The organism is Achromobacter sp. 2789STDY5608615 (genome assembly GCF_001298995.1).
GTDB classification, from domain to species: Bacteria; Pseudomonadota; Gammaproteobacteria; order Burkholderiales; family Burkholderiaceae_B; genus Achromobacter; species Achromobacter insuavis.
Genome location: NZ_CYTY01000077.1, coordinates 1 through 12,636 on the forward strand (window position 1 = coordinate 1; position 12,636 = coordinate 12,636).

Genomic DNA, 12,636 nt, shown 5'->3' on the forward strand with positions numbered 1-12,636 from the left:
CAGAGCGCCCTGCCCCAGTTCGACGCGGAAGGCGCCAGGCAGCAGCGCATAGTAGGACGGCAGCAAGGTGTACGTGCCGGCCGCCAGCCCGGGAATGCCGGCGCCGATCGTGATGGTCTCGCCAATGCGCGGACGCGAGCCCGCGTAGTTCGCGGCATCGTCACGCGGCGCCACCGGCGCATAGCCATCCGCCAGACCCGGCATGATCGCGTAGACCGGCCGGTCGGCCAAAGTCGGCAGGTCGAATTTTCCGGTCGCCGCATCGAAACGCGGCAACGGATGGAAAAGCGGATCGGTCGAGCCCCCTCGCCCGCTCACGAACGCCGCGCCGGCCAGCGTGCCGCCGCCGGACAGATCGATGACGGCGCCCGCATCCACCGAGACCGCCCCCCCCCGACAATGAGATGCCGCGCGCCAGTTTGAAGATGTCCATGCCGCCGACGCCCAGGGCTTCCACTGCCAGGCCCTGGTACAGGTAGCTCAGGCCGTCCACGGTACCGCCATAGGGCACGGTCAGCCCCGCGGCGCTGACCGATGTCAGGCTGCCCGGCAGCAATCTGATCCGCCGGCTGGCGTCATCGATCCCGATGCCCATGACGATGCGGCCGAGCGGCGCATAGACATTGCCGCCCTGTTCAATGTTGGAAGCGTTCAGCGTCAATGTGCCCAGGACGGACAAAGGCGCCGCGCCCGCCTGAGGGCCGGCCACGCCCTCGATCCGGATGACCCGGTTGGCGTCATAAGGCACGCGGACGCCTTGCCACCCCGCCGCCACCAGCCCCTTGGCGCCCGTGGCTGGGTAAATGCGCTGCCCCGCCAGCACCACATCGCCCGGGGAGAGAACGGCGCTGGAATCAGCCTGACCGCTCATGGGCATTTCGGAGCCCGGATTCGCCGGCAGGAACCGCACGTCGCCCTGGCTGCGCAAGGCCAGGCCGTCATAGCCCCGGCGCTCGACGGCCTGCTGGACACCGCCACCCAGCTGCACGGCGCCGGACATGCCGATGCTGACCCGGTTGCGGATGTCGATATGCTGCGCCTCGACCTGCAGCAAGGCGGCCGCCGGCAACGCGGACGGCTTCCAGGCGTTGAGCGTGGCGTCGACCTGCTGCGCGATGCTGGCAGACAGGTTGGTCCGGCCGCTCAGCAACACATAAGGCGCAATCAAGCGGACAGTGGCGCCCGCCTGGGTGTTGCCCAACGCGCCCTGGTACAGGCTGATCGATTGCCGCGCCCGCAGCGTCACGTCACCGTCGAAGGTCAACAGGTCGCGGGCGTACAGCGACACGTCGCCGAAACCGCCGGCGACGATCTGATCCGCGCCGATCCGGCCCAGGCCGTAGGTCAGCGCGGCCGTCGCCGCATTGGCGTCGGCCGGGAGCAGGCTAGCGCCCGCCTGCTGCGAAATGAGCAATTCGCGCGGGCGGATCAGCGCTGGCGCGGTGCCGGTGGCATAAAGCGGCGTTTCGAGCTTGAGCGACAGCGCGCCGCCCGCCGCATTGGCGCTGCCGGCCGCGGCCCGCATCGCGCCGTCCAGGTAAAGCCCGGCCATCGCGCTCAGCGCGATTTCCCCGCCCCGTCCGCCGACCAGCCGGGCGCCGGCGCCGGTGCCGTCATCCTGCAGGATATCGACCGTCATGGCCGTCCCCGACGCGTCCAGCGTCGCGCCCGGGCGGATCACCACGAATTCGCCATCGACGGCAATGCGGCCGCCGTCGAGTTGCTTGCCGTAGCGGCGACCTCGCGCATCGACCGCGGTCGCGGCGATACCGGCCACGTCCAGCCGCGCGCCCGACTCGATCCACACGGAGTTGGGCAGGCCGCCCAACTGCGCGACATTGCCTTGGTCATCCGCCCCACGCGCCACCACGATCTGGCCACCCGGCGCGCGCAGCGTGCCCTGGATGCGCATCAGGCCGCGAGACTGCAGGCGGATGGACTGGCCCGGATCCACCTGCACCAGCGCGTCCTTGCCGATGTCGAGGGTGCCGGCCGGCGATGGCGTCGAGGGCACGAATGACGACAGCGACAGGCTGGCGCCCTGGCGTTGGCTCATGCGGCCGGTCGCCGCGTTTTCCTGGAACAGCGGCGGCGTCCACAACGCCAGGACGTCGTCGAACGCGGCCGCCTGCGGGTCCGGCCTGTCGGAGGCCAGTCGATAGACCGGCATGGACACGTCCAGCCGCATGCCGTCGGCCACCTTCAAGCCCTGGTCGCCATTGATGTCGTAGCGCGCGAAGCCACGCTGGAACAGGTCACCGCGCAGGACCACGCCGCCGGGCCCGGCGTCGGCATCGGCATGGTCGCTCAGCAGCGCCCGGCTGGCGGAAATACGCAGGCTGCCGCCTCCCGCCACGCCATAGCCCCGCACGTCGCCATCCAGGGTCACCCCGACCGGTCCCGGACCGGCCACGCTGCCGTTCAGGCTGACCATTTCGAGCGCCACGTCGCCGCCCTTGCCGCCCGCCAGCTTGCCCTTGACGTCCAGTACCGCGCCCGACCGCGCATCCAGCAGGCTGCCGGCCGCCAGCGCCACCGCGCCGGTGCCGCGCAGCGAAATCTGGCCGCCATTGCGCCACACCGACGCATCCGCGTCCTCCGGCGAGCGTCGCAGGTTGGCCCACAGGCCGCTGACGTCGATCGTGACGCCCGGCGCGACTTCCACCCGCGCGGAGGTATTGGCGGCCGGCGCCAGGAAGGTCTCGCGCTCGACGCTGGCCAATACGTTGCCGGCAGCGACCCGGCCGCCACGCGCCGTCAGGTCGCCCTGGATGGAAACGGTCGGCGCGTAGAGTTCGATCGAACCGCCGGCCGCCACCCGCAAGTTCTGCCGAACCGTGACGTCGGACCCGGCGATGGCGGTGATCTGGCCGAGATCCAGCGCGCCGGCGTCCAGCCACACGGCGTCCCGGCGCGCGGCCGGCAGGGGGTCGTTGAGCCCCAGCCGGGCCGCCAGCGGCGGCACACCGTCGGCAAACAGGACCTGTCTCGCCGCCCCGGCCAGGTCATAGCCCCAGCTGGTGGTGCCGCCGTTGGTGATCTGCCGGGGCACGTAGCGACCGACGATCAATTGCCCGGCCTGCGCCCGCGCCAGCTGCGATTGCTGATAGCCGGTCTGCTGCCGCAAGCCCGCTTCCACCGCCTGGCGCGCCTGCGTCTGGCGCTCGCCCTCGAACGCGACGCCGACAATGGCGCCCTCCACCACCGCGGCTCTCGTGCCGACGACCAGCCGGCCGGCATCGCGGCCGGCGGTGTAGCCGTCCTCGTAGCGCTCCCGCGGCGCCAGCAGCGCGTTGTAGAAATAACGCGTCGCGTTCTGGCCCCAACGTCCATGGGTGTCTTCGTAACCGCGGTACAGCCCCTTGTAGAGCAGATCGCCCGGCGCGCGGGAGACCTCGTACAGGCGGCCATCGTCGCCCCGCACCCAGCTTTGTTTGATATACCCGCCCGCCACGTCGAGCGTGCCGCCGGAGATGTTGATGAGCGACCCCTGGCGGGTCACCAGTTCGCCGCCTTCCACCGTCACCGTGCCGCCCACCGCGGCCCATTCGCCGATGCCATGCCGGCTGGTGCCCAGATAGCCGCCCACCTCCAGCAGGCCGCCCGCGGTGCACCAACGCTCGCGCTCATAGCCATTGACGCCCTTGGCCACCTGCACCAACGCGCGCCGATCCACCCAGATATCGCTGTTGTTCAGGAGCTTGCCTTCCCGATTGACCGGCGCGTCGCGCAGCTCGTTGCCTTGAACGTTGACCTTCAGGTTGTTGGACTCCATCGTCACCTTGACCCCGACGGCGCCCGCGACATCCAGCAGCGCGCCGTCGTTCAACAAGGTGCGGCGATTCGCCATGATGGAGATCTGGCCGCCAGTGGCCAGGGCCAACGCGCCATCCTGCGCCTCGATCGTGCCGCCGCTGGTCAGCTCGATGCGCGACTGGTCACGGCGATCGGGCAGGCTGGAAAGGTGATCGAACGCCTGGCCCGCCGCCCTGTACGCGTCCGCCTCGTCCAGCACCGGACGCACCAGCGCGTCGCGCTGGGTATCCAGCGCGGTCGCGCCGTCGTCCTGCAGCAGGATCGTGGTGGTGGAATCCTTGCCCAGCAGAATCGTGCCACTGGTGTCGCTGGCGGAATTGAGCAGGTGTACCGTGCCGCGCGTGGTCACCGAGGTGCTGGACACCGCCACGCCCAGCTGGCGCACGTCGTGCCCGGTCAGCGTGATGTCACCCAGCGGCGACTGGATCAGGCCGGTGTTGGCCACCGCGCCTGCCTGGCTCCCCGCATTGCGGCGCGCCGACACTTCGTTGCCGCGCGTGGTGGAAATGGTGTTGACATCGGATCCAAGACCGCGCCGGATGATGAACGTATCACCCGCCGCCAGCACGGCCTGGCCATTCGGCGTCGATATCTGGCCCGCATTGTGAACGTCGCGCCCCAGCAGCAGGACATAGCCGCCGCCTTGCGTCACGCTGTCGGGCGCGGCGGTCTGGATGCGGGCGCCCGCTTCCACGCGCACGCCCGCGCTGGCATTGCTGGCCTGCGCCCCATTGCCCAGGCCGGTCAGGTCGTTACCGAAACTGGGGGTATAGCGCTCGTTCACGCCGTCGCCGGCCTTGGCGCTGTACAGGCCCTTGCGGAACTGGTCGTCGCTCATGCCCACCGCGGCGGCCACCAGGTTGCGGGTGTTGACCTGGCTGCTGCCGGAAAAGACGATACCGTTGCGATTGATCAGCATGACGGTACCCGGAGCCTCGATCTGCCCCTGTATCTGGCTGGGACGCGCGCGCGGGTCGTTGACCCGGTTCAGCACCGACCACGACGCGCTCTGTTGCTGGAAGGACACCGTGGTGTTGCGTCCGACGTTGAACGTTTCCCAATTCAGGATGGCCTTGTCCGCGGTCTGTTCGACAGTGACAACGGTACGGCCGCCGCGCACCGACTGCGAATCAGGCGTCAAGGCGCGCGCGTTGATCCAGCCGGCCGTCAGCGGATTGGCATCCACTTTCAGACCGCCCTCACCGATCCCATCCGGTACGGTGATCGCCTGATTCATCGCTGCCTGGCGTGCCGCGGCCTGCGCGGCCTGCTGCGCGGCGATGGCCGTGGCGCTGCGGTTCAGATTGGCCAGCGAACGCTGAAGCTGTTCATTGGCACGCTGCTGGTCGCGCAGCGTCGACGGAATGCCCGCCAGTCCGCCGCCCGGCAGGCGCCCGGTGGCGGCGGTCTGGGCCTGCGTGGCCCGCTTGTCGGAGAACCAGCCCGGCCCGAAGGCCGGGCCGGCGGCCAGCGCCGGCGTGGCTGACAAGGCCAGCACCAGGGCGTGCATGGCTGGCGACAGCCGGAATGCGGGAATCCCCCGTTGTTTGCCTTTGCCGCCTCGGGATGCGCTGCCTGTGTGCTGGTTCATGCGGGTTCTCTGATCCTGGATGTCTGCGCCGCTGCTGACGGCTGTCGCTTTGGGGGGCCGGTGCCGCGTCACCGCGCGCGATCACGGCGTGCGCGACCGCGCGCGGCGAATCACCGCGGCTATGGGTAATGATGTGTCCGCCAGATGACAGCGGCGGGAAAAAAGGTGTGGAGTGGCGTAACAGTGCCGTTCGCGGCCGGTCAGCCACGTCCAGCGATGTCGCCGCACACGGTGGCGTTGCCGATATTCAACCTGGCGGCGGTCCCCGCCGGCGCCACGAACGTCGCCAGCAACCTGGCCCGCAACATGGCTGGCAATGGCACCAACTGATGATTGGCGACGCGCGCCGTGTCGTTGTAGAGACGCGTCAGGAACAGCCGCACGGCGGCTGCCGCCGCCGGATCGCTGTAGCACTGGCTCAGGACGATATTGGTCGAGCCCACGATCGGATAGCCATTGCGCGGATCCGGTTGGATGCGCACCCAGTTGAACGGATTGGCGGCATTGTTCGCGGACGCCCAAAGGGGGGCCGCCGGGCTGCGCTCGATCACCTGGCCACCAGGCCAGCCCGGCGCGCCGTCGGATTCCATGGCGGCCACGACGTTGGCCGGCGTCGGCGAATAGGCCACGCCGTCGTTGCCATTGACCAGCCAGGCCTGCTTCAGGCCGCCGGAATAGGTGGCATCCGGTCCAATGTAAGTGATGGCCGACACATGGCCCGCCATGGCGACCGCGGCCCCGCCGTCGCCTCGCGCCGCGACGAAATGGGCCGGCAGGCCGCCCGGGGAAAACTCTTCCGGGAATACCTCCTTGCCGCTGAACGCCTTCGGCGCGTTGACGCGGCAGGCCTCCTGCAGGTGCCGCGTCAGCAGTTGCGAGGTGCCGCTGCCATCGGCCCGGTACACCAGCTTGAAGGCGTCCAGCGACGGCGAAACCGTCACGCCCAACTGGCTCCACCGATCGATCGCGCCGCCAAAGATGGCGCAGAGCTGGCCGCGGGTCAGGGTCACAGGCTGCGTCGGTCCCTTGTAGGCGATCGTGATCGGCACGTAGGCGGCCGGCAACTGGATCAACGGGCCATGGCTGGCCGGATACCCCTGCCTGCCCCACCCGTCCGTCAGGTAGGCGGCAATCTGGGCCTGCGTCAACGGCAGTTCGCTGCCTGCCCAGTGAACCGCGCCGGTCCGGTTGAAGGCGCCCGGCTCATTGAGCAGGAAGGCCCGCAGCCCGGCCGCGCTGCCGGCGCCCGCGTAGGGCTGCAGCCCGCCACCTGGCAGGTCGGCGATGGCGTCCTGGTATAGCGGCGCGGGCAAGGTGGCGCCGCCAGAGACGACGTTCTGCGCCAGCGCGGCGCCGCCCGGAAGGGCGAATGCCGCCATCAGGACAAGTCGAAGGCATGCGCGCATCATGGACTCCTGTGAGACCGACGGCACGGCCGGACACTCGTCAGCCGTGGCCAGCGTAGTTGCCGCACACGGTCGGATCAGGGGATCCGCGCACGAAAAAAAGGGGAGCCACCGACAAGCATCAGTCGCCCCCCCTGTCCTGCGGTGACTACCGGTTCAACTGAACGACCTGAAGATCAACCACGGCCGGCGTAGCTGCCGCAGATGGTGGCGTTGTTGATGTTCAGGTTGGCGGTCGTGCCGTTGACGAACGCGGCCAGCACGCGAGCGCGGTTGGTGTTGGTCAGCGGAACCAGCTTGTGCTGGTCGATCTTGCCGGGGTTGGCGCCACCGACCACCGAGTTCGCCGCCGAGTAGTGCGAGGTCAGGAAGCTCTTGATGGCGTTGGCCACGGCCGAGTCCGTGTAGCACTGGCTGATGACGAAGTTGGTGTAGCCGACGATCGGGTAGCCGGTGGACGGATCAACCGACGAGCGCACCCAGTTGAACGGGTTGGCCTGGTTGTTCGTGTTGGACCAGTTCGCGCCCGAGGGATTGCGTTCGATCACGCCGTTGGCCGGCGGCAGGGCCGCGGTGCTGCCCAGCGCGGTGCTGACGTTTTCCGAGTCCGGCGAGAAGCCGCCGGCGGCTTCGTCGTTGCGGTTGACCAGCGCAGCCTGCTTGAGCGCGACCGTGAAGGCGGGATCCGGGCTCAGGTAGGTGATGGCCGAATCCTGGGCGCTGATGGCCGTGGCCACGCCGCCGCTGCCGGTGGCGGCGATGAAGTTGGCCGGGGGCGTGTTGCTCGGGAATTCCTGGGCGAACGTGCTCTTGCCCTGGAACGCGACGTTCGAGTCGGCGCCGCACACGGCTTGCAGGTGGCGGGTCAGCAGTTCGCTGGTGCCGCTGCTTTCCGAGCGGTAGATGACCTTGAAGGCGTCCGGGGCCGACCCCGACGACACGCCGACATCGCTCCACTTGGTGAACTTGCCCGACAGCACGCCGCACAGTTGCGCCTTGGTCAGGGTGATATCGGCCGTGGGGCCCTTGTACGAGATCGTGACCGGCGTGCCCACCGACGGGATCTGGATCAGCGGACCGTGGCCGGTCGGCGTGCCCAGCTTGCCCAGGCCGGTCGTCAGGTAGTCGTTGATCTGCACTTGGGTCAGGATCGAATCGCTGCCGATCCAGTGGACCACGCCGGTGCTGTCGAAGCCGACGGCGCTGTTGGTCAGGAACGCGGTCTTGCCCGCGCCGCTGCCCTTGCCGACGTAGGCCTTGAACGTGGACGCCGGGAAGCTGTTGATTTCGTCCTGGTACAGGGGCTGGGGCAGCGTCGCGCCGCCGGACACCACGACCTGTTGCGCCAGGGCGGCGCCCGACAGGGACAGCATGCCGACCGCCGACAGCGCGGCGACCAGGGAATTGCGATTGAACATGTCTTGCTCCTTGCACTCGTTTAGGAGAGAACTGCTTGTGGAGAAAAGAACGGATGGACCCGAGAACGCATCCGGCGGCACTCTGCAAAGACCGGCCTGACGCGTTGAAGACATGTTGATCAAGCGAGGTGACAGCGACGGGAAAAAAGGTGTGGAGTGAGGTAAGAATGTGCGGAGATGTGCGGAGTTCTCGCGTTTCAAGCGCCGCCCTCACCCCACCATCTGGTTGATTTCCATGATCGGCAGCATCACCGCCAGCACGATGGTCAGCACCACGCCGCCCATGATCAGGATCATCAACGGCTCCAGCATCGCGGTCATGGCCATGGCGCGCCGCTCGATGTCGGCCGACAGGGTCTGCGCGGCGCGCTCGAGCATGCGCGACAGCGTGCCGGTCTTCTCGCCGCTGGCCACCAGGTGGCACAGCAGCGGCGGAAAGACCTTCTGCTGGCGCAGCGCCGCGCCCAGCCCCGAACCGCCTTCGATGCGCTCGGTGGCGTCCAGCACCGCGCGCCGCAGGCACTCGTTGGCCAGGGTCTGGCGCGCCGCCTCCAGGGCGCGCAGCAGCGGCACGCCGGCGTCCGCCAGGATCGCCAGCGTGGCGGCGAAGCGCGCGGTGTTCACGCCCAGCGCGAAGCGGCCGATCATGGGCAGCCGCAGAATGCGCGCGTGCCACGCCAGCCGCGCCGCCTCGGCGCGCTGCGACAGCCGCCACAGGCCGAACAGCAGCGCCGCCGCCAGCGCGTTCAGGCCACCCCAGGCGCGCACGTAGTCGCTCGCGGCCAGCATCGCGCGGGTGATCCACGGCAGTTCCTGGCGCGCCTGCGAAAACGCGCTGACCACCTGCGGCACCACATAGGCCAGCAGGAACACGACGATGCAGATCGACACCACGCCGACGATGGCGGGATAGATGAAGGCGGTCAGCACCTTCGCGCGCAGGGCGTTGCGTTCCTCGATGTAGTCGGCCAGCCGCTCCATGATGCGCGCCAGGTCGCCGGAGTCCTCGCCGGCCTTGATGAGCGCGCGGTAGATCGGCGGAAAGTCGCGCGGCCGCGCGTTCAGCGCGTCGGAAAAACGCTGGCCGCCGCGCACGTCGGCGCGCACGCCCGAGAAGGTGTCGGCGATGTGTTTCTTCTCGGCCTGCTCGACCGTGGCCGACAGCGCGCCTTCCAGCGGCAGGCCGGCGGCCAGCAGGCTGGCGAGCTGGCGCGTGGCCCAGGCCAGGTCGCTGTCCGACAGCTTGGCGGCGAACAGCTCGATCGAGCCGGCGCCGCGGCTGGCCGTCAGGCGCAGCGCCAGCGCGGTCAGGCCCTGGGCCCGCAACTGCGCGCGCGCGGCGCGGGCGGTGTCGGCGCTCAGCACGCCGCGCTGGATCCTGCCGTGCGCGTCGGCCGCCTCGAAACGAAAATCCGGCATGGTCCGCCCTACCCGTCCCGCGTGACGCGGATGATTTCCTCGCGCGAGGTCTGGCCGGCAAGCACCCAGCGCTCGCCGTCCTCGCGCATCAGTTTCATGCCGGCGCGCTGCGCGGCCACGCGCAGCTGCTGCTCGCCGGCGCCTTCGTGGATCAGGCCGCGCTGCGCGTCGTCGACGATGTACAACTCGTGGATGCCGGTGCGGCCGCGGTAGCCGGTGTGGTTGCAGGCCGGGCAGCCGACCGCCTCGAACAGGCCCGGCTCCTGCGGCGACGGCCGGCGGCAGTCCGGGCACAGGCGCCGCACCAGGCGCTGCGCCAGCACCCCCAGCAGCGATGAAGCCAGCAGGAAGCGCTCCACGCCCATGTCGGTCAGCCGCGTCAGCGCCGACACCGCGTCGTTGGTGTGCAGCGTCGCCAGCACCAGGTGGCCGGTCAGCGAAGCCTGCACGGCGATCTGCGCCGTCTCCAGGTCGCGGATCTCGCCGATCATGATGACGTCCGGGTCCTGCCGCAGGATGGCGCGCAGCGCCACCGCGAAGCTCATGTCGATCTTGGCGTTGACCTGGATCTGGCTGATGCCCGGCAGATCGTATTCCACCGGGTCCTCGACCGTCAGCACGTTCGAGGTGGCGGCGTCGATCTGCCCCAGCGCGGCGTACAGCGTGGTGGTCTTGCCGCTGCCGGTGGGACCGGTCACCAGCACGATGCCGTGCGGCTGGTGCACCAGCCGGTCCAGCTCGTGCAGCACGCCCGGCGCCATGCCCAGCTTTTCCAGCCGCAGGCGGCCGGCCTCCTTGTCCAGCAGGCGCAGCACGGCGCGTTCGCCGTGGCCGGTGGGCACGGTCGAGACGCGGATGTCGATTGGCCGTCCCCCCACCCGCAGCGCGATGCGGCCATCCTGCGGCAGGCGCTTCTCGGCGATGTCCAGGTGCGCCATGATCTTGATGCGCGAGATCAGCGCGCCGTGCAGCGCCTTGCGCGGCGACACCACGTCGCGCAGTCCGCCGTCGACGCGGTAGCGCACCACCGAGTGGGTTTCGTAGGGCTCGATGTGGATGTCGCTGGCGCCGTCGCGCGCGGCCTGGGTGAACAAGGCGTTGATCATGCGGATCACCGGCGCGTCGTCCTGCGCGTCCAGCAGGTCGGTGACCTCGGGCATCTCGTGCAGCAGCCGGTCGAGGTCGACCTCGTTCTCGGCTGCGCCCACCACCGAGGCCGCGTCGCCGGCATCGGCGTAGGCCGCGGCCAGCAGGCCGTCGAGTTCGGCGTCGGCGACGCGGCGCAGCGGCAGCGGGCCATAGCGGCGCCGCGCCTCGGTCACGGCCCAGGCCGGGGTCTGGTCGGTGATGACCAGTTCGCCCACGCCGCCGCCATGCCAGAGCAGCAGCGCGCGGTGCTGGCGCGCCCAGGCATAGGGCAGCTTGAGCGGCGGACGGCTGTCGTCGCGGGCGTTCATGGCGACAGCACCAGTTCGGGCTGGTAGCCCAGCTCGCGCAGCAGCTGCAAGGCCGTGTCGACCGAGCGCTGGTCGCGCGGCACGCTGGCGCGCACCACGTAGCCGGATCCGCCCGGTCCCAGCAGCGCGTACGCCTTCAAGCCGCTGACCTGGACCCGGCGGGCGATCTGGTCGGCCTCGCGGTCGGTCGGCGCGTCGGCGAACTGCAGCACGCTGGTGGTGGCGTTCGTCTCACCATAGAGCGCGGCCGGATCGCTGGCCAGCGTCAGCCCGGCCGGCAGCCTCGTGCGCACCGGCGGCTCCTGGCCCTTGTCGGGGTCGGCCGGCAGTTCGCGCCGGCGCGACTCGGTCTGCGTGGCCGGCGGATCGCGCCGCAGGGTCTCGGCCAGGGCCGGGCCGCGCAAGTCGTACGGGTCGCCCGCCACCGGCACGCCGGCCGGCGGCAGCACCGGCGCCGTCATGTCGGGCAGCAACGGATTGCCGGCCGGCTGCACCCGGCTCTGCGCGCGCCGCATGAAGTTGTAGCGGCTCTGCGTCAGGCCCTGCCCGCCCGCCGAATCGCGCACCACGTAGGGCCGCAGGAACACCATCAGGTTGGTCTTGACGCGTTCGCGCGTGTCGTAGCGGAACAGCGCGCCCAACACCGGGATCGAGCCCAGCACCGGCACCGCGTCGCGGCCGTTGACCACGCTGTCTTCCAACAGGCCGCCCAGCACCATGATCTGGCCGTCGTCCAGCAGCACGCTGGTGTCCATGGCGCGCTTGTTGGTGACCAGGCCGGCGGCGGCCTGCGACGTCTGGTTGTCGATGTTGCTGACCTCCTGGTAGATGTCCAGCTTGACGGTGCCCCCTTCCGAGATCTGCGGGCGGATGTTGAGCTTCAGGCCGATGCCCTCGCGCTGAATGGTCTGGAACGGGTTGCTGTTGGTGCTGCCCGGCGTCACGTACTGGCCGCTGACGAACGGCACCGTCTTGCCGACCATGATGGAGGCCGGCTCGTTGTCCAGCGTCAGCAGGTTGGGCGTGGACAGGATGTTGCTGCCGCCGGTGGTCTGCAGCGCCCGCGCCAGCATCTGCAGGTTGGTGACCTCGCCCACGCCGGGGATGTTGATGGTGCCGCGCACCACGCCGACGCTCAGGCCCCGGGGCAGCGCGTCGATGCTGTTCTTGGCGCCCTGGGCGATGCCGCTGCCGCCGAAGTTGGCGCCGCCGTAGACGCGCCCGCCGCCCAGCATCCACTGGATGCCCAGCTGCGAGGCGTCGCGTTCGGTGACCTCGACGATCAGGCTTTCCACCAGCACCTGGGCGCGGCGCTGATCGAGCAGGTCGATGACCTTGCGCAGGCTGCGGTACATCGGCTCGGGCGCGGCGATGATGAGGGTGTTGGTGGTGGCGTCGGCCTGCACCGTAACGCCGCCGGCCGCGAACGCGCCGCCGTCGCCCTTGCGCCCGGCGCCGCCCTGCAAGCCGCCCTCGGCGCCGCGCGCGCCGTAGCCGGCCCGCGGCGCGCTGGCGCCCGAGGCCGTGCC

The 12,636-nt window shown here is 69.9% G+C and carries 6 protein-coding genes; all 6 read right to left on the bottom strand.

Annotated elements, in window-relative coordinates; all coding sequences use genetic code 11:
• Positions 1–160: 160 nt before the first annotated feature.
• On the bottom strand, positions 161–5,407 hold the full coding sequence (locus tag AOZ49_RS31105) for a filamentous hemagglutinin N-terminal domain-containing protein (protein WP_082380660.1): 5,247 nt from the start codon (positions 5,405–5,407) through the stop codon (positions 161–163).
• A gap of 200 nt (positions 5,408–5,607) precedes the next feature.
• The gene (locus AOZ49_RS31110) at positions 5,608–6,786 is read right to left on the bottom strand and encodes a PstS family phosphate ABC transporter substrate-binding protein (protein WP_231690495.1); all 1,179 of its coding nucleotides are present in this window, start codon (positions 6,784–6,786) and stop codon (positions 5,608–5,610) included.
• A 203-nt stretch (positions 6,787–6,989) separates the two neighbouring features.
• Positions 6,990–8,231: a substrate-binding domain-containing protein gene (locus tag AOZ49_RS31115; RefSeq protein ID WP_054479757.1), complete on the bottom strand. Its 1,242-nt coding sequence runs from the start codon at positions 8,229–8,231 to the stop codon at positions 6,990–6,992.
• A 210-nt stretch (positions 8,232–8,441) separates the two neighbouring features.
• Complete coding sequence (gene gspF, locus AOZ49_RS31120; protein WP_054435538.1) at positions 8,442–9,650, bottom strand: type II secretion system inner membrane protein GspF; 1,209 nt, start codon at positions 9,648–9,650, stop codon at positions 8,442–8,444.
• Between the two features lie 8 nt (positions 9,651–9,658).
• Positions 9,659–11,107: a type II secretion system ATPase GspE gene (gene gspE / locus AOZ49_RS31125; protein WP_054435540.1), complete on the bottom strand. Its 1,449-nt coding sequence runs from the start codon at positions 11,105–11,107 to the stop codon at positions 9,659–9,661.
• The coding region (gspD, locus tag AOZ49_RS31130; protein ID WP_156355800.1) for a type II secretion system secretin GspD at positions 11,104–12,636 on the bottom strand (1,533 nt) is incomplete at its 5' end. The genes gspD and gspE, both read right to left, overlap by 4 nt.